We start from the raw sequence: 18268 nt of genomic DNA, 5'->3' as shown, positions 1-18268 counted from the left end.
GTTCCCTGTCACTCCCCGCCGCGGACGAACGTAACGGGGCAGGGCGCGGACAACAGCACTTCCTGTGCCGTCGAGCCGAACACCGCCTTGCCGGTGGGCGATCGCTTTCGTCCGCCGACGATGACCCGGTCGGCGTCGACATCCGTCGCCAGGTCGACGATCGTTCGACCGTGATCGCCGACCGCACCGCGGATCACGTACTCGACGCCGGCATCCTCGAGTAGGCGTCGAAGGTCACGAATCGTCGCGTGGCGACCCGCGACGTCGTCGGGGTCGACAGCCTCCGCATCGGGATCGAAGGCGAGGCGCTCGAGCACGTCGTCGTACTCGTCTTGCGTGAAGACGTGTCCCAGAACGACCGTCGAACCGGCTGGTCGACCGACTTCGATGACCGCTTCGGCGAGTTCGCTCGTTCGCTCAGCATCTCCGGGGCCGACCGCGAGGAGAATCGTTTCGAGTGTCATATCCATTACTCACACCGGCAATCGACTTAAACGTTCACAATATTACTCAGACTCGAGTAAACATTTACCCCCCGTGTTTTTCCAGTTGCTCGCCGACCGCTCCGTATGGACGAACCCGACCTCACCGGACAGACCGTGCTCGTCACCGGCAGCGGACGCGGCGTCGGCCGCGAACTCCTGCTCGCGACGGCCGACTGCGGCGCGAACGTGGCCGTTCACTACCACACGAGTGCGGATGCCGCTCGCGATGTCGCCGAGACCGCCCGTGAACGGGGAGCCGACGCCGCGATGACTGTCCAGGGCGACGTGACCGATCCCGACAGTGTCGATGGTCTGTTTTCGGCTGTCGAGGCCGAACTCGGTACCGTCGACGTCCTCGTAAACAATGTGGGCGATTTCGCCCCCGCACACTGGGCCGACATCGAGTTCGAGACCTGGAATCGGGTGCTGGAGACGAACCTCACCGGCACCTACCTCTGTGCGAAACGCGCGCTGCCGGCGATGGCCGAGAACGAATACGGCCGCATCGTCAACGTCGGCTACGCCTCGAGCGAGAAGGGGCTGGTCAACCCCAAGAACTTCCCCTACTTCGTCGCCAAGGCAGGCGTCCTCATGTTCACGCGCATGCTCGCCGCCGACACCCAGGACGACGGCATCACGGTCAACGCCATCTCGCCGTACGTCGTCGAAAACTCCAATGAGTTCCCCGCGGAACTCCCGCGAGACCGACCCGCGAGCTTTGACGATCTCGTTCGTCCGCTCCTGTTTTTCCTCGATCCAGACGCCGACTACGTCAGCGGCCAGAACCTCGAGGTCGACGGCGGTTGGCTGCCCGAGCGAGTCTGAGTGTTCTCCTCGCCAACGATCCGCCGTCAGTGAGGCGCCCGTTACGGCCGCTCGAGTAACGTGGCCGTGGCGACCGTTCGAGTAACGGCCACGCCCAGACTCAAGTGCCTCGAGGTCGCCATATCGCGTATGGAACCGAACGTTGGGGGCTTCGATCGAACCGTCCGGATCACGCTCGGCCTGGGTGCCCTCGCAGTTGCGGTTGCCGCGGTGACGACCGATGGAGTGACCGGCGACACACAGACGCTGGTTGCGGGGGTATCACTGATCCTGGCGGCGATCCTCCTCGTGACGGCGATGACGCGACGGTGTCTCGGCAATCGACTGCTCGGGATCAATACCTGCGAGAAGGGACAGTAAACTACCAGTTGCGTCGCTTTCGCAGCACCTGCGCGACGAGCGAGAGGTCTCGAACCCCGAGCAGTTTCATGATCGCTCGTTTGCTTCCCTTGTTGGCATTGGCGAGCGTGTCGTTGTCGAGGCGGTTCAAGTCGGCCATGAGTTTGTCGTACCGATCGTTCGAGGCCAGATACAGCAGGTGGGTCATCAGCAGGCGGGTGTCGACGTTCGGCGCGACGTCGCGGTGCCAGAGCGTGTCGTACACCTCGAGGTTCTCCGCTGTCGGTTCGATCTGGCCGTGTTTGAGACAGCTGTCGGCCGCGATGGCAGCAGCGCGTCCGGATTTCATGCACGTGTGAATGCCTTCGCCCCAGAGCGGGTCAACGGTGGGGACGGTGTCCCCAATGGCCATGAAGCGATCGGTGTGGATCTGACCGGGTAGCTGGATGTGCGCCGAACCCCGGTGTTGGCGGCCCTCTATCCGTTCGGCGTTCTCGAAGCGGGGATCGGTGTCGATCCAGTGCTGGAGGTAGTCGTCGATGCTGAAGTTGTCTCGACCGTACTGGCTGTGGCTCTCGTTCTGGATGTAACAGACGCCCACCTTGGCGGTGTCCTCGCCGGTGTGGAAGATCCAGGAGTAGCCACCGGGCGCGATGTCGTGATCCAACCGGAGCATCATCGCGTCGTTCAGGTCGGCGAATCCGGGGTGGTCGATGTCGATTCCCTCGAGTTCGTACTCGATACCGATCGCGTGGTTCTCGCGTTTGAGGTCGCTCACGTCGAGTTTCTTCGCGATCGGGGCCGCCGGGCCGGTCGCGTCGATCACGATATCGGCGTAGATCTCCTCCGAGCCGTTGTACGTGACGCCGACGGGTTCCCCACCCTCGATTATCGGGGCCGTTGCCCGCGAGGAGAAACGATACTCAGCGCCGGCTTCTCGGGAATCCTCCACCAGAAATCGTTTGAATTTTCCGAAATCGAGCACCGCCCCGGGCTGTTCCTGGATGTAGTAGGCGTTCGGCGATTCGAGTACCACGGTCTCGGTGAACTGTTGCACCACGTCGTCGGGGATACCGAACGACGCCATCATCGAGGGGAACGTTCCGGCCGTGGACTTGTTGCTCTGTTTCGGGAACTCGTCTTCGGCTTCCGTTTCGAGGACGACGACGTCGTAGCCTCGAGCCGCCAGATCCCGCGCACACTGTCCACCTGCGGGGCCGGCACCGGCGATTACCACGTCGTAATCTTCGTTCATGACCCACAGACTGTGCTGGAGCATTATGAGTATACCCAGTTCGACTCGAGACGAGATGAGGCCCCCCGGTTCGCCTCGAGAGGGGGTGATGCGACTACTGAATCCGCGACGCCACGACCGCCGCCACCAGCGACGTGAACCCACCCCATCGGTACTAGTGATACCCGAGCCACGAGTAAATAGCATATGCCGGCAATAGCATTACGTGGCCGGCAGTCGGAGACACCGCCGCATGACGCTCGAGACACTCGCCCGCAGTGACGTCGTTACCGCCAGTCCAGGCACGGAGATTCGCGAACTCGCCACGATGATGGACGACGAGATGGTCGGCAGCGTCGTCATCGCCGACGGCGACGAACCCGTGGGGATCGTGACGGATCGGGATCTGGCCCTCGCGACGCTCCTCGAGGACGCCGGCCCCGACGCCACTGCGGAGTCGATCATGTCCGACGGCGTCCACACAATCGGCGTCGATGCCGGCTTCTACGAGGCGACCGAACGGATGAACGAGCACAACGTCCGTCGGCTTCCGGTCGTCGACGACGGCGGCCACCTGGCCGGGATCATCACCCTCGACGACCTGAGCGAATTGCTCGCCGACGAACAGAGCGAACTCGTCGGCGTGATTCGCGAGCAGCGAGCGCCGTACTGAACTGCTGACCCACTGATCTGCCGATCCGCTGATCCGTTGATCCGCTGACCCACTGAAATGCGGCACCGCTGAACCGCTTAAATGCGGCATCGCTGCATCGCTGAACCCTCGAGCCAGTTCGACACACCACACAGTCACCGTCTTTTGACCGAGCCAACAGATCCGAGAGCGCTCGACCGATCACTCGAGCAGCCGTTCGGCAACCACTTGCGTCCGGGCGGTGAGCGTCGTCGTCGTCGCCGAACTGCCCTGTAAAGCGGCGTTGATCGCTCCAAAAAGGTCGTTGAAGCGAACGGTACCGTCGTCGCGCCGCCACGCCCCGATATCGCGCGGCTCGAGGCCACAGGTCGAGCACGGACGAGTAGCTGCTGACTGCGCGCCAGTCTCAGGATCCGGGTCGACCTCGAGCGGTTCGAAACAACCCTGGCAGCGTCCGAGACCGACGGCGACGACCTCCGCGAGGTCGATCACCTCTCGTAGCTCGTTCTGGAGCGTCGTCGCGCTTTCGCAGAACGCTGTGAGAGCCGAGTCGAGATCGGAATCGGGTTCGGTGCCCGGATCGAGCGCCTCGAGCGCATCCGATCCGACGAGTGCCTCGAGTTGCTCGAGAGTCGCGTCCACGACGGCGAGGACGAGGTGGGCGTCCTGGCGGTGGGCGACGTAGTCGGGGTCGTCGTCCTCCTCGATCGCCGCTGGAACCGTCGTCGCCAGCGACGCGAACACGGCGACGGTCGAAATCGCCTCGCTCTGGCGGTTGGTAGCGGATCGAATCGTCTCGAAGAGCGCCTCACGCGTGTCGATCGTCGTCCGTTCGGTACCGTGAAGGATCTCGAAACAGGCATCGCAGAGGGTCACGAGTGCGCTCTCGTGAACCGTTCCTTGCAGCGGAACGTCGCCGACGGCCGCCACCCGAAGGCCCGACGTGCCTGACGTACTCGGCGTCCGTTCGCAGTGTCGACACGTCCTGGTGTCGCGGTCGAACACCGCCGCGCGATCGGCCTCCCACATTCGCGTTCCCGGCCCTGATCCTGGTTCCACGAGTCGAACTCACACCGGCGAGGCAAAAGCGCTCCGCTCCAGGTACTGCGCCCCGGTTGGGGCTGTGGACACACTCGAGTTCGCCGGTCTTATGCCCAGTCACCCGAAAGGATGGCCAGTGAGCGAGTGGAACCAGTTTCGGGGTGACGAGCACAACACGGGACGAATTGGTCGCGATCTCACGGGGCCAGAGGCGAGGCCGGCCGACGCCTGGACGACCGATCTCCGCGGCCCGGTTCGCTGCCCCCCAGTCGTCGACCACGACACGGTCTACGTCGGGACGGCCGACGGCCACCTCTACGCCGTCGATTACCAGGGGCGGCGTCGCTGGGTGTACGAGACGACCGCTTCGACGACGCTCGCCCCGGCCGTCGGCGGCCACCGGGTCGTGTGCTGTCTGGCCGACACCCTCGTCGCCATCGACGCCCCCACGGGTACCCTCGAATGGGAGCGACCGGTCGAGGGGCTGTACACGACGCCGCCGACGCTCGACGGCGGGTTGCTCCTCGTCGGGAACTCCGACGGCCTGCTGGCCCTTCGAGCGGAAACCGGCGAGGCGATCTGGACGGCGACGCTCGAGGGAACTCCTGTGGGTGCGCCTGCCGTCGACGACGAACAGGTGTACGTCGCGACCCAGAACGAGCAGGTACAGGCCCTCGAGCTCGGCTCGGGCGAGACGGTCTGGAGCGTACCGACCGACGGCACGGTCGTCGGTGGGCCGACGCTCGCGGACGACCGCGCGTATGTCGCCGACTCAGACGGGACGCTGCTCGCCCTCGGTATCGAAGACGGCCGGACGTGGTTCACCTACGAAATTCGTGGTGGCTTCACCTCCGCACCCACGGTGCTCGAGGGCGACGACACGCTGTTCGTCGCCGCCGACGACGACACCCTCCACGTCACCGATACGACGTTCGGCAACCGGAAGCTCCGGGGCCTTCTGTTCTCGAAGGCGGGGCTCCCGCTCGACGGTACCCCGACGACCGATCCGGTCGTCGCCGGAGACGTCGTCATCGTCGGCGACGGGACGGGTGGGCTCTACGGCGTCGACGCCACCGACCCGGACTTTCGGTGGCACTTGCCACTCGAGTCGGGCGTGGCGGGAACGCCAGCGCCCGTTTTCGACGGCGGTTCCCGTGCGGCAACCTCCGGCAGTGGGGCGACCCACGCACCCGCCGAAACCGGACGGCTGTTCGTCGGGACGGAGGACGGACAGCTTCGGTGTCTCGAGTGGGAGACGCCGCCGTAGGCTCGCAGGTCATCAGATCCGCGCCCGGGGACGCCAACGAGTGAGGCCACGACCAACGACCGACAGTATAACATCGACGTACGTGCCAGTGACCGCTATGTTTGGAACGAGCGGTATCCGCGGTGCTGTTGGCGACGTCGTCACTGCTGATCTCGCCCTCTCGGTCGGCCGGGCCGTCGCCACGGAGGGCTACGACCGGGTCGTCGTCGGCCGCGACGTCAGAGAGAGCGGTGAGGTGCTCGGAGACGCCCTCGTCGCCGGTCTCCGCGAGTGTGGTGCGGACGTCGTCGACGTCGGCGTCGCCGCCACCCCGACCGTCGCCCGCGCCGTCGACTGGCTCGAGGCCGACGCCGGCGTCGTCATCACGGCCTCGCACAACCCGGCGACCGACAACGGGATCAAGCTCTGGAACCCCTCCGGGAAGGCCTTCGGACCCGAACAGCGCGATGCTATCGCCGACCGCGTCGAGCATGGCGAGTACGACCTCACAGGCTGGGACGGCCACGGCAGCCGACGCACGAACCCCGACGCCGCCGACCGCCACGCCGAAGCGATCCGGGAGACGGTCGACCTCGAGACGACGCCCTCAGTCGTCGTCGACCTCGGAAACGGTGCAGGCCGAGTCACTGCAGACGTGCTGGACGAGTTAGGGTGTCGAGTGCGAACGCTCAACGGCCAGCCCGACGGTGCCTTTCCAGGCCGCCCGAGCGAACCGAACGAGGACACCCTCCAGACGCTCATGGCGACGGTGGCTCACACCGACGTCGACCTCGGCATCGCTCACGACGGCGACGCCGACCGGATGGTAGCCGTCGACGAAACCGGGGCGTTCGTCCCGAAAGACGTCCTCCTGGCACTATTCGCCAGGGAAGCAGCCAGCGAGGGCGACCGCGTTGCAGCGCCGGTCGACACGAGTCTGACCGTCGACGACGCACTGGCTGCCGTCGGCGCATCGCTCACGAAAACGCCCGTCGGAGACGTCTACGTGGCCGAACGGGCAACCGACGACGACGTCGTCTTCGGTGGCGAACCCAGCGGCGCCTGGATCTGGCCCGAGGAAACGCTCTGTCCCGACGGCCCGCTCGCGGCCGTGAAACTCGTCTCTCTCGTCGCCGAGCGCGGCCCACTCTCCGAACTCGTGGGGAGCGTCGACACGTATCCGATCCGGCGTGACTCACTCGAAGTCGACGAAAAAGGGGCCGTGATGGCCGCCGTCAGCGACCTCGTGGCCGACCGCTTCGACGAGGTCGACGCGCTCGACGGCGTCCGGGTCGACCGCGGCGACGGCTGGTTCCTGCTCCGGGCGAGCGGAACCCAGCCGCTCATCCGCGTCACGGCGGAAGCCCGCTCGGCCGAGCGAGCCGACGCGTTGCGTACGGAGGCGATCGAGTTACTCGAGGCGGCTCAGGGCTAACGCCGAGGCCGTCACGGTCAGGTCAATGCCGTCACGATCAGGTCAACGCCGTCACTGCCAGATAGAGCAAGCCGACGATGACGGCCAGGACGACCAGGCTCACGATGAGATTCACGACCGTCGTGACGATGCCGACGACGACCTGGAAGATGATCCAGAGGGCGATCAGGGCCACCAGGACGAACCCGGCGAGTTTCAGGGGCGCAGTCATACGTTACCTTTGCCCGTCGACTGACATGAGCGTTGTGTGCGCTGCTCGGCGAACCGAACCCGACACGTCGGGTGCTCTCTGTGGATGTCGGTTGGACACAGAAGACAATCGGCCATCACTCGAGTGAGCCCCGATCGTCTCGAGGACGGCCACGGATACCGAATGCGTTGCCTACTGTCCCGAAATCACACCCGGTAACAGCGTTTCGAATCGGCCGGTTGGATCGGGAACGGCACACCCCAACCGGAGTGACCCATCAGTAACGAGTACTTAATGGGTTGATATGGCCAGCATTGCATCTACAGGGACGACCGGTGAGCTACGAGTATGGATTCCGCCGACGACTCGACACCGCCCTCCCTTCGTAGCGCGACAAAACGAACCTACACGGAGTCGTTCGACCTCGCAACAGGCCCCATCGAGGCGATCGTCGACCTCGTCGCCCGCGTCGACGGCCAGTCACCGATCGAACTGGCACCGATCTACGAGGTCGTCGATCCGGACGCCCTCAATACGCTGTTCAGTCACCGCTCCGGCACCGCCGAACGCAGCCCCGGCCAGACGTTCGAGTTCGTCTACGAGGGGTACCGGATCACCGTCATCGGCGATGGACGTATCCAGCTCTCGCGGCCGAATCATCCCGCCAAAGTGACCGAGCCGCTGGAGTAAAAGTCACACCACATTCGGCGGGCACCAAAACGGTCGGCGATCACTCGAGCCGATCCCGAATCGCCTCGGGTTCGTACGCCAGCGAGAGCGCTCGAGACCGGCCGCGACCGTCGATCTCGGCGTACTCGGCGTCGATCAGCCCTAACTGATCGAGTTTGTTGACGATTTCTGAATACCTGGTGTAGCCGAGTCCCGTCTCGTCGTGAAACAGGTCGTAGACGTCCCCCGCCTGGGCACCGTCGTGTTCGACGAGTACCGCGAGCAAGTTGCGCTCGTTTTCGGCCAGGTTGTTGAGGCTGCGCGAGAGGTTGATGTACTTCGATTTCTCGTAAGCCGTCTCGACATCCTCGAGTTCGACGGTGCGGCTGGCGCGCATTTCGGCGTTGAGCCCTGCCCGCCGAAGGAGGTCGATTCCGACCCGGAGATCGCCGCTTTCGGCGGTCAGTGCGGCGACGCGATCCAGAACGTCGGTGGCGACCACCTCGTCGTGGAAGCCGCGCGTGACGCGCTCGTGCAGAATGTCGGCGATTTCGGGCTGGTCGTACATCGGGAAGTAGACGTCCTCGGGGCGGAACACGCTCTGGACGCGCGTGTCGAGTTCGTCGATCGGCTCGAGCGCCGGATCCGAGGAGACGACGACGACGCCGATTTTCGCGCCGGGATGTTCCTCGTGGGCGCGCAACAGCGAGTACAGCGTGTCCGACGCTTCGTTCTCGTAAAACAGGTAGTTGACGTCGTCGAGCGCGACGATGAGCACCCGGTCGTCCTCGACGAGTTTCTCGGCGATCTGGCCGAAGAGCTTCTTGAAAGAGATGCCCGAAGAGGGCGGTTCGTAGTCGAAACAGCCCTCGAACAGCCGCGAGAACACGGAGTACCGCGTCGAGTTGACCTGGCAGTTGACCCGGATCGTCTGGACGTCGCGGGTCTGGGCACCGACCTCGTCGAACAGTTTCTGGATGGCGGTCGTCTTCCCGGTGCCCGGTGGACCACGTACCATCACGTTCAGCGGACGCGACCCCCGAACCGCCGGTCGCAGCGCGTAGGTGAGACTCTGCATCTGCGAATCGCGGTGGCGGAACGTCTCGGGGACGTAGTCGATCTCGAAGACGTGTTCGTTGCGGAACACCGACTCGTCCCACGACAACATCCCCTCCTCGGGGTCGCCAGTCATCACTTTCACCACGCTCTCGAAGCTACTTAGTTGTTTGCGGTCGGTTTCGGCGGGTTCGGATCGAAGCGCGAGCACTCGAGGCGTCCCGGAACGACGGCCTCGGATCGTCCCCGAGTTTATATAGGAAAACGGGGCCAGAACGGCGTGATGATCGACATTCCCTCCGACGGAAACGAACGGCTGGCTGTCGTTGGTGGTGCCCTCCTCATTGCGAGTGCCTTCCTGCCCTGGGCGAGCATCGACGTCCTCGGCACGACCACGACGTCGAACGGGTTCTCCGGCATGGGGTATCTCGCCCCGCTCGCCGGCGCGATCAGTCTCTGGGTCGTCTACATGCGCGAGTGGACAGCCTTCGAGACGAAAGTGACCACCGCAGTGGGCGCACTGACCGTGCTCTCGCTCGGGGTGCTCTACACCTCCCTCGAGAACGTCTTCGCCGCCGGGTACCCCGCACACTACGTCACCGTCTCCCCCGAACCCGGCATCTTCGTCGCGTTCCTCGCGAGCGCGCTCGTCACCGTCGGCGGCTACAGGGGGATGCGAGCCGTCGGAGACGACTTGAGCGCTCGAGAGGCTGGTTCACTCGAGGCGTCGTCGTGAGTGCGGGGCTCGAGTGAAATGCTTCGGCGTGAGCGGCTCCCACGAAAAACCGCCCCACTGGAGCCACGGCCACAGAAACTCACTCGAACTTCTCGAGCAATCGCTCGTAGAACTGGGTGTCGTCCTCGCCGGCCAGTTTCTCGACGATCAACTCCGGTGTTGAGCGGGCGAGGTGATCGGTCACCGGCGACCGGTTGACCACGAGTTCGCCGTCGACCAACCCCACGGCTTCGATGCCGTCGACGGCCACGTCCACGTCCGCCGTTTCGCGGATCTCCCCCGCCAGGTGCGAGACGAACACCGCCGTCGCCCCGTTTTCGGTGAGCGCCTCGAGGATACCCGCGATGATCTTCGCGCTCGCGCCGGGTTCGGTGATGCTCTCGAGTTCGTCGACCAGGACGAGCGAGCCCTCGCCGCCGGCGGCGAGGTCGGCGAACTCCCGGACGGTGGTCTCGAACGCCCCCGCGTCGAGGGTGCCTTGACTCTTGGCGTGATAGTGGACGTCGTCGAAGCGGCGCAGACGGACGCGTTCGGCTGGCACCGGCAGACCCATGTGGGCCAACACGACGACGCTCGCGACCAGATCCAGCGTCGAGGTCTTCCCGCCGCTGTTGACCCCGGAAAGGAGGGTGACGCCCGATACCTCGTAGTCGACGGGATCGATCGCCTCGAGGGGCTCCTCGAGTACCGGCGAGCGGCCGCCCTCGATCGCGAAGCCGACGGTCGCTCCGTTGTTGTTGCCGTTGGCGTCGGCGTCCCAGACGAACTCGGGCATCGTACACGCGAAATCCCGGGTGAACCGAGAGATGGCGAGTTCGACGTCTAACTCGAGAGCCGTGCGGACGAGTTCCTGTGCTCCCTCGCGTTGGGCGGCCAGGTCGGCCGCGAGGTCGCGCTTGAGTGTGGCGGCCCGTCGATCACGGGCGGCGACGAGTTCCTCTCGCAGGCGGGAGACGGCGTTCTCGTCGCGCTCGACCGGGAACGTCGGCTCGTCGCGGAAGATTCGCTGGGCGAACTCCGCCTCCCCGACGTCGAGATCCAGCGCGTCGGTCAGGTGCTCTCGAGCGGCCGTCACGGCCGCGGCGTACTCGTCGGCGAGCTCCCGCGAGAGCAAGGAGTCGACACCGGCGCCGCGTTCGACCAGCGAGAGCAGGTCGGCGCCCTCGATGGTGACGTCCTGTTCCTGAATCGCCTCCCGAAGGCGGTCGTTCGCCACGCTCTCGGCGACGCCGACCACCGTATCCAGATCGTCGACGGCGACGGTGAGTCGATCGAGTTCGTCGTCGCCCGCGACGGTGCCGTCGTCGTCCAGGCGCTCGAGGCCGCGTTCGAGTGCCGCGAGATCGATATCGACGTCCGTGTCGACGTCCACGATGCCGGTTCCGTCCTCGCCGTGCTCGTCGCCGCCCTCGAAACCGTCGTTTTTGTCCCCCTCGAGCGCCCGATGCACCGCTACCGCCGCCCGCAGCCGTTCCCGATTGCGGGCGAAAAACGCCAGCGGTCGCTCGGGAACGATCGACGCCGGTTCCTCGAGGGCGTCGGGGCGAACCCGAACGTCACCCTCGAGGTCGATCCCGGCGAACGACTCGTCGATAGCGATCACGGTCGCGTAGCCTCTGGCTAGCTCGGCCAGCCCCTGGGCGTCCTCGACGATTTCGACAGAGAGTTCGGGGATCGCTGCCCGCGCTTCGCTGTAGCGTTCGGCGTCGGTCGTCGCCAAACACCGGTCGCGGACGCGGACGTCGCCGGGTCGTTCGAGCGGTTCGACGCCCTCCAGGGCCTCGAGGACGGCCGGGTCGGGGTCGCGCTCGAGCGCGCGGCGGGTGAACGACTGCACCTCCTCGATGCGCGAGCGCCGGGGGCTCGGGTACAGCGTCTCGAGGCGGTGGGCCGCGTAGTCGGTTACCGTCCGTTCCTGACACAGCGAGAGCACCGTCCGGTAGATCTCCCGGGTGCGGTCGGTGGCGAGGAAGCCGCCGGGGTCGTCGTGTTCCTGGCGGATCGCGCCGCGGGCGATGCGGGCCGCGCGGCCGACGGTGATCCCGGGTGCGCGTGCGAGTGCGGCGACGTCACCGGTCTCGAGCGCGGTTTCGGGGTCGTCGAGTTCAGCCAGTGCGCGGGCGGTTTTCTCGCCGACGCCCGGAATCGACTCGAGATTGGTCTCCATCGGCCAGCACGTCCCGCCGAGACGAGAAAAAGGTCACGCCCCGTTCTCGGGTGGGGGTCGCACGCGGGGGTGTTCCACCCAGAACCCGACACGAGACAGCTGTCCGGTCACTCCCAGGGGTGGCTGCCGCTCGAGCCGGGCCACAACGGGTACCAGTACTCCTTGTCTGGTTCGATCTCGAGTTCACCGTCGAGGACGGACTCGAGTTTGAACTCCATACTCGAGTCCCGTTCCCGGCCGGGTCGGGGCGCGAAGGGGTAGTAGGCCCCCCGGCGGAAGGAGTAGATCCAGTAGGCCGGGTCGCCGTCGCGCTCGTAGCCGAAGACGGCCGCCAGAAGCCGCGAGCCGTAGCTTCGCTCGATGAACGTGTCCGCGGCGAAGTGGAGGCTCGTGATGAGATCCTCGGGGTCGCTGTCCTCGAGGACGACCCAGTGATAGCCGTGGTCGTCCTCGGTGACCCGGAAGTCGGTGCCCGTGTCCTCGCGGCCGGCCTCGAGGATGGCCTCGACCTCGTCGACGGCATCGCGAAAGCTACTCGAGTCGACGCCCGCGAAGCAGAGGGCACCGGCGTCGACGGAGTCGTAGCCCAGGTCGGCTTCCATCGTCAGGTAAGCGGTGCTCATCCCGAAGAGGTCGTCGGGGTCGGCGTCCCGGCTGGCGTCCGATTCCGCGCGTATGCCGAGGACGGCACGGAGTCCGTCCAGGAGTCCCATGTTCCCCAGTTGGGTGGCGAGGGTTTGAAAGCTCGCGTTTTCTCCTCGGAGTCCTGGAATGCCAGATTGCTCGAGTCAGCGCCTCAGACCATTTCCATCGACCGCTCGAGTTCCCGCAACTGCTCGACGCGGCGCTCGGTCGGTGGATGGGTCGAGAACAGGCGACCGACGACGCCCGACTTCAGCGGGATGATGAAGAACGCGTTCATCTCGGCCTCCTCGCGCAGATCTTTGTCCGGAATCTTGTCCACCTCCCCCGAGATGGTCATGAGCGCCGAGGCGAGGGCGGCGGGGTTCCCGGTAATCGCTGCAGCACCTCGGTCGGCGGCGAACTCCCGGTACCGCGAGAGCGCCCGAATGAGGAGATAGCTGATGATCCAGACGACCAGCGAGACGAGGATGGCGACGACGACGCCACCACCCCGTCCGCCGCGGCCGCGACCGCCGAATAACGCGCCCCAGCGGACGATCATGAACGCGACCGTCGAGAGGAACGAGGCGATGGTCATCACCATCATGTCCCGGTTTTTGACGTGGGCGAGTTCGTGGGCGATCACACCGTCGAGTTCCTCGCGAGAGAGTTTTCCCATCAGCCCCGTGGTGACGGCGACGGCGGCGTTTTTCTGGTTCCGGCCCGTTGCGAACGCGTTCGGCACCTTCGAATCGATGACCGCGACTTTCGGTTTCGGGAGATCAGCCTGCTGGGAGAGGCGTTCGACCGAACTGTGAAGCTGCGGATACTCCTGAGGGGAGACCTTCTTCGCGCCCATCGTCTTGAGCGTCAGCGTGTCGCTGAAGTAGTACTGAACGAACGACATTCCACCAAAGAGCATCGCGAAGACGAGCAGATTCGCCCCGCCAGTGAGATAGGCGGTGAGCACCCCCGCGAACACGATGTAGAGGGCGAACAGCAGAAACATCGTCAGGAACATCCGAAATCGAAGTCCCCAGTCCGGTTTCCAGTCCATGGTTCGATAGAGGGGGTCTGGCTGAATAAGTTCTACTGGCGACACGACCCGTAGAAAATCAATTTTCTGTCGTTTCAACCGCTCGCGTGTAAACCCCCTCATTTCGCATGGAGATCACGAGGAGGTAGCACGTCTGACACGTCAACAGTTGTGGGTGTATGACGGGCGTCTGACGTATGGCCGACGGTCGGCTGGGACTCCACTCGAGACGAGGGTCAGGAACGAGAACGATCGGACGTGCCTCGAGGTCGAGAAACTAAAATCGCAACAGGCTGCGCTGATGGTCGGAGGAAGTCGGATTGGTCTCGAATCGAAGGGCGAACAAACCGTGATCGGAACACCCCCTCGTTTCGCCTGGAACCGGGATCTCGTGACCCACGGTGAGAACGGGTATCGTTTCACCACGAGCAAAGGATCCAACGGGGGTTTGGACGTACAGTTGCGCTGCTCGAACGATCGATCGGAACGCTTTACCCGGGTGGGACGATGCTAACGTGCCCATAGGAAAGTGCCGGTGGTTCTACCACACTCGCGATCATGACGAATACGACGAGACGGCACGTGTTGAAGTACACCGGGCTAACAGTTGCCGTCGGGGGGATTCTCTCTACGCGCCCGGCAACTGCCGATAGCGGCTCGAACGGGGCGTCCGCTGTTGGCTGGTCGTCCATCCGCGGAAACGCGGGCAACACCGCCTACGTACCGGATGAGAGCGGGCCGGACGCATCTGCCGCCGTCGCCTGGGAGTACGACCACGGCGGCCCGGTCGCCGTCGTCGACGGGATCGTTTTCCTGACCGTCGACGGGGCGATCCACGCACTGGACGCGGACAGCGGGGAACTGCTCGGAGAAACCAACGACATTGGGGCTGGTGGCACGCCGGCCGTCGTCGACGGCACGCTCTACGTCGGTGGCGACCGGTTGACCGCGATCGATATCGGCAACGACGAGGTCGGCTGGGAGATCGACCTCGAGCCCGACGACGCCGTTCCGTCTCCGACCGTCGTCGAGGGAACGGTGTTCGTCGTCGCGGATGGAACGCTCTACGCGATCGAGGCCGACGACGGGGACGAGGCGTGGACGTTCGAACCCGACGACGGCTCGCTGATCGAACAGCCCGTCGCCGCTGGCGACGGGGCCGTCTTCACGACGGACGGCGAGACGCTGTACGCAACCGAGATCGACGACGGGAGCGAGCGGTGGACGAACGACCACGGGGAGTATCGAGCGCAACTCATCGTTGCGACCAACCGCGCCGTCTCGACCCAGGCCGGCGGTGACGACCTGGTGGCTGTCTACGAGACGGACACAGGCGAACTCAACTGGGGGAAATCGGGGTCTGCAGTCGGATTGGCCACAAGCGAACACGTCTACATGGCGGCGGAGGACGGGATCGTCGGCTACCATCACGAGACGGGGGAGGAGCACTGGCGGTCGACGATCGAGGACGCGACGTTCGGCATGCCGGTGGGTGCTGGCCCGACCGTCTACGTCGGCATCGACGACTCGAGCGAGGGGACGGGTGTCGCCGCGTTCGACGTCGTCGAGGACGACCTCGAGTGGGTCGTCGAAACCGAGTCGCGCCCGACGGATCTCGCGTTCGCCGACGGGACGGTCTTCGCCAGCGACGACGGACTCCTCGCGATCCGATCCGGGGGAGGCGAGAACGGAGTCGACGATCCGGACGAAGACGATGGCGAGGCGAACGAAAGCGACGACGGTGACGACGCGGAATCGGTTGACGACGAGAACGGAGCTGACGACGATGATGAAACGGACGACGGAGAAACGGAAACGGACGAAGGCGACGGAGAATCGGACGAGGATGACGACGTCGTCTTCGGTACCGAACTGGACGACGGGACGGACGAGCAGGACGACGGGATGCCCGGGTTCACGACCGGCGCAGGTGTCGTTAGCGGGGCGCTCACCCTCGAGTGGCTACGTCGTCGAGCTGACGGATTGGACGACCCGGTAGAGTAGTCGACTGCGTTCGGGGCTCACCGTCGACTCGCGTCTGGGGGGGCGTCAGTCGAACGCGGCGCTTAACTCTCTCAGACCCAAACGAGGGGACATGACCGATTCGCGTGCGTTCTGTCCTCGCTGTGGCGATCCAGTCCCGGATCGACGCGAGGACGACGACGCTGCCGTCGACCCGTTGCGCCCGAGCGCCGAGGTCGACCTCTGTGATAGCTGTTACTTCGACGATTTCGAGTTCATCGACGCGCCAGACCGGATCGACGTCCGCGTCTGCGCCCAGTGTGGGGCCGTCCACCGGGGTCGCCGCTGGGTCGACGTCGGTGCCCAGGATTACACCGACGTCGCCATCGAGGAGGTGAGCGAGGCGCTCGCCGTCCACGTCGACGTCGACGACGTCGCCTGGCAGGTCGAACCCGAGGAAGTCGGCCCGAATACGGTACGGATGCACAGTTATTTCACCGGCATCGTCCGTGGCACACCCGTCGAAGAACAGGTGATGGTACCCGTAAAGATCGCCCGCCAGACCTGTACCCGGTGTGGCCGGATCGCCGGCGACTACTACGCCAGCATCGTCCAGATCCGCGCCGAGGATCGAACCCCCACGACCGAAGAGATCGAACGCGCGAAGGTGATCGCCGAGGACATCGTCGCCGACATGGAGGCGACGGGCGACCGCAACGCCTTCATCACCGAGACGACCGAGACCGACGACGGCCTCAACATGCGGGTCTCGACCAACAAGATCGGCAAGAAGATCGCGAACAAGATGGTCGAGGAGTTCGGCGGCACCGTGAACGACGCCGAAACGCTCGTCACCGAGGACGAAGACGGCAACGGCGTCTACCGCGTCACGTTCGCCGTCCGACTCCCCCCGTACGTCCCCGGCGACGTGATCGATCTCGCGTACGACGACGGCGGGCCCGTCCTCGTCAGTAGCGCCCACGGCAACCTCAAGGGTATTCGGCTCACGACCGGCGAGCGCTACGAAGCCAGCTACGAAGAGGGGAACGCTCCCGATGCGCGCAAACTCGGCGAGCACGACGACGCCGTCGAGACGACCGTCGTCACCGTCGAGGACGAGCGCTCGATCCAGGTGCTCGATCCCGAAACCTTCCAGGCGAAGACAATTGCTCGACCGGACTACGTCGATCCCGACACTGAGACGGTTCCCACCCTCAAGAGTCGCGCCGGCCTCCACGTCCTCCCGGAGAACGATGCGTGAGGAAGACGAGGGGGCTCGAGGCGAGAACGAGTCCAACGGTACGGATAGTGAAGTTACTACGGATTCTGAAGTTGAAGCTACAGGTTTTGTAGCGAAGGAAGATAGGGAATCGCAGAGCGATGGCGATTCGAACCGGGACGCCGACTCGAGCCCGGAGAACCTGAATCAGGACACGAACTCGAGCCAAGCCGTCCCGACCCAGCACACAGACTCCAGCGACCCAACCCTCGAGTCGAACCTACACCCCCTGGCCGTCGTCGTCGAGAAGTCACGATCCGAGACCGCGATCGAATCCCTGCAAGCCGAGGGCGTCTACGACGACGACCGCCGGGTGCGGGAGTACGGCCCCGAAACGGTCGCGCTGCCGGTGCTCGAGCCACCCGCCGACACGGCCGTCCTCGAGGTAATCCGTCAGGTCGACCCCGACTATCGTACCCGCGACCTCACCGACCACCTCCGCGAGCGCGGGTGGAGCGACGCCGACCTCGAGACGGCACCGGGGTCGTGGGCCGTCGTCGGCTCGGTGATCCTCGTTCGGCTGCCTCCGGAGTGCCACGACGAAACCGAGGTCGCTGAAGCCTTGCTCGAGTTGCACGGCGAGGCCGAGACCGTGCTGGCCGACGACGGAATCGCGAACGAGGCGGAGAGCGGCACCTACCGCGAACCCCGGACGCGTCTGCTCGCGGGCTCGAGGGACACCGAAACGGTGCACGTCGAGGACGGCACGCACTACGCCCTCGACCCGACACGGGTGATGTTCTCGCCGGGGAACCAGGCCGAGCGTCGACGGATGGCGACGGTCGTAGAGCCCGACGAACGCGTCTTCGACATGTTCGCCGGCGTCGGCTACTTCACGCTCCCGATGGCGCGGGCGGGAGCAGGGGTGACCGCGACCGAACTGAACCCGACGGCGTTTCGCTACCTGCTCGAGAACGCGATGGCCAACGAGGTCTCGAGACAGGTCGACGCCTACCACAGCGACTGTCGCGATCTGGCGGCGGACGTCACCGCCGACCGGGTCGTCATGGGCTACTACGGCGTCGCCGATGGCGTCGACGACGAGGGCCACGGCGCGAGATCCGACGAGGCCGTCGACTTTCTCCCCGCGGCCCTCGAGGCGCTCGAGCCCGGCGGGGTGATCCACTATCACGAGGCGACGCCCGAGGCGGAGCTGTGGGAGCGACCGATCGGTCGGCTCGAGGCCGCCGTCGAGCGGGTTGGGCGGAGTCTCGAGGTGCTCGAGACGCGACGCGTCAAATCCCACAGCGCGGGCGTCGAACACGTGGTGGTGGACGCTCGCGTAAGGTGAC

The 18268-nt window shown here is 65.3% G+C and carries 18 protein-coding genes; 10 read left to right on the top strand and 8 right to left on the bottom strand.

The window, feature by feature from the left end; genetic code table 11:
- Positions 1–8: 8 nt before the first annotated feature.
- Positions 9–464 (bottom strand): universal stress protein, encoded by a 456-nt coding sequence (locus tag NGM68_RS09320; protein ID WP_252697815.1) that lies wholly within the window; start codon positions 462–464, stop codon positions 9–11.
- Positions 465–569: 105 nt separating this feature from the next.
- Between NGM68_RS09320 and NGM68_RS09315 the strand changes: the two genes are divergently transcribed.
- Both NGM68_RS09315 and NGM68_RS09310 read left to right on the top strand, forming a co-directional pair.
- Positions 570–1310: an SDR family NAD(P)-dependent oxidoreductase gene (locus NGM68_RS09315; RefSeq protein ID WP_252697814.1), complete on the top strand. Its 741-nt coding sequence runs from the start codon at positions 570–572 to the stop codon at positions 1308–1310.
- Positions 1311–1439: 129 nt separating this feature from the next.
- Complete coding sequence (locus tag NGM68_RS09310; protein WP_252697813.1) at positions 1440–1670, top strand: YgaP family membrane protein; 231 nt, start codon at positions 1440–1442, stop codon at positions 1668–1670.
- A 1-nt stretch (position 1671) separates the two neighbouring features.
- Here NGM68_RS09310 and NGM68_RS09305 read toward each other — a convergent pair whose 3' ends face one another.
- Positions 1672–2904 (bottom strand): digeranylgeranylglycerophospholipid reductase, encoded by a 1233-nt coding sequence (locus NGM68_RS09305; protein WP_252697812.1) that lies wholly within the window; start codon positions 2902–2904, stop codon positions 1672–1674.
- 232 nt (positions 2905–3136) lie between these two features.
- Between NGM68_RS09305 and NGM68_RS09300 the strand changes: the two genes are divergently transcribed.
- A complete protein-coding gene (locus tag NGM68_RS09300) occupies positions 3137–3556 on the top strand; it encodes a CBS domain-containing protein (protein ID WP_252697811.1) in 420 nt (139 codons plus the stop codon).
- 180 nt (positions 3557–3736) lie between these two features.
- Here the strand turns inward: NGM68_RS09300 and NGM68_RS09295 are convergent, their stop codons facing one another.
- Entirely contained in the window at positions 3737–4594 is an 858-nt protein-coding gene (locus NGM68_RS09295; protein WP_252697810.1) for an HNH endonuclease, read from the bottom strand.
- Positions 4595–4712: 118 nt separating this feature from the next.
- Between NGM68_RS09295 and NGM68_RS09290 the strand changes: the two genes are divergently transcribed.
- Together NGM68_RS09290 and glmM are read left to right on the top strand one after the other, a co-directional pair.
- Complete coding sequence (locus NGM68_RS09290) at positions 4713–5843, top strand: outer membrane protein assembly factor BamB family protein (RefSeq protein ID WP_252697809.1); 1131 nt, start codon at positions 4713–4715, stop codon at positions 5841–5843.
- A gap of 97 nt (positions 5844–5940) precedes the next feature.
- Positions 5941–7257, top strand: a complete 1317-nt coding sequence (gene glmM / locus NGM68_RS09285; protein ID WP_252697808.1) for a phosphoglucosamine mutase — start codon at positions 5941–5943, stop codon at positions 7255–7257.
- A 37-nt stretch (positions 7258–7294) separates the two neighbouring features.
- On the opposite strand, the gene NGM68_RS09280 is transcribed toward glmM, so the two are convergent.
- On the bottom strand, positions 7295–7468 hold the full coding sequence (locus NGM68_RS09280; protein ID WP_252697807.1) for a hypothetical protein: 174 nt from the start codon (positions 7466–7468) through the stop codon (positions 7295–7297).
- A gap of 327 nt (positions 7469–7795) precedes the next feature.
- Between NGM68_RS09280 and NGM68_RS09275 the strand changes: the two genes are divergently transcribed.
- Positions 7796–8137, top strand: a complete 342-nt coding sequence (locus NGM68_RS09275) for a HalOD1 output domain-containing protein (protein ID WP_252697806.1) — start codon at positions 7796–7798, stop codon at positions 8135–8137.
- 40 nt (positions 8138–8177) lie between these two features.
- On the opposite strand, the gene NGM68_RS09270 is transcribed toward NGM68_RS09275, so the two are convergent.
- Positions 8178–9308 carry an ORC1-type DNA replication protein gene (locus NGM68_RS09270; RefSeq protein WP_252697805.1) on the bottom strand — a complete coding sequence of 377 codons (1131 nt, stop codon included), beginning with the start codon at positions 9306–9308 and terminating at the stop codon, positions 8178–8180.
- A gap of 147 nt (positions 9309–9455) precedes the next feature.
- Between NGM68_RS09270 and NGM68_RS09265 the strand changes: the two genes are divergently transcribed.
- A complete protein-coding gene (locus NGM68_RS09265) occupies positions 9456–9908 on the top strand; it encodes a hypothetical protein (RefSeq protein WP_252697804.1) in 453 nt (150 codons plus the stop codon).
- A gap of 79 nt (positions 9909–9987) precedes the next feature.
- Here the strand turns inward: NGM68_RS09265 and NGM68_RS09260 are convergent, their stop codons facing one another.
- The 3 genes from NGM68_RS09260 to htpX all read right to left on the bottom strand — a co-directional run bounded on the left by NGM68_RS09260 (position 9988) and on the right by htpX (position 13756).
- The gene (locus tag NGM68_RS09260) at positions 9988–12075 is read right to left on the bottom strand and encodes a MutS-related protein (RefSeq protein WP_252697803.1); all 2088 of its coding nucleotides are present in this window, start codon (positions 12073–12075) and stop codon (positions 9988–9990) included.
- A 107-nt stretch (positions 12076–12182) separates the two neighbouring features.
- Entirely contained in the window at positions 12183–12788 is a 606-nt protein-coding gene (gene pspAB / locus NGM68_RS09255; protein ID WP_252697802.1) for a PspA-associated protein PspAB, read from the bottom strand.
- A gap of 83 nt (positions 12789–12871) precedes the next feature.
- Positions 12872–13756 carry a zinc metalloprotease HtpX gene (gene htpX / locus NGM68_RS09250; RefSeq protein WP_252701346.1) on the bottom strand — a complete coding sequence of 295 codons (885 nt, stop codon included), beginning with the start codon at positions 13754–13756 and terminating at the stop codon, positions 12872–12874.
- A 537-nt stretch (positions 13757–14293) separates the two neighbouring features.
- Here htpX and NGM68_RS09245 point away from each other — a divergent pair.
- The 3 genes from NGM68_RS09245 (at position 14294) to NGM68_RS09235 (ending at position 18267) form a co-directional block, all read left to right on the top strand.
- A complete protein-coding gene (locus NGM68_RS09245; RefSeq protein WP_252701345.1) occupies positions 14294–15739 on the top strand; it encodes a PQQ-binding-like beta-propeller repeat protein in 1446 nt (481 codons plus the stop codon).
- Between the two features lie 91 nt (positions 15740–15830).
- A complete protein-coding gene (locus tag NGM68_RS09240) occupies positions 15831–16958 on the top strand; it encodes a 60S ribosomal export protein NMD3 (protein WP_252701344.1) in 1128 nt (375 codons plus the stop codon).
- A complete protein-coding gene (locus NGM68_RS09235) occupies positions 16951–18267 on the top strand; it encodes a class I SAM-dependent methyltransferase (RefSeq protein ID WP_252701343.1) in 1317 nt (438 codons plus the stop codon). Before NGM68_RS09240 ends, NGM68_RS09235 begins: the two co-directional genes overlap by 8 nt.
- The last annotated feature ends 1 nt before the right edge of the window (position 18268 follow it).

Origin of the sequence: Natronosalvus vescus, assembly GCF_023973145.1 — an archaeon.
Taxonomy (GTDB): Archaea; Halobacteriota; Halobacteria; order Halobacteriales; family Natrialbaceae; genus Natronosalvus; species Natronosalvus vescus.
This window is presented reverse-complemented; position numbering and strand designations above follow the sequence as displayed.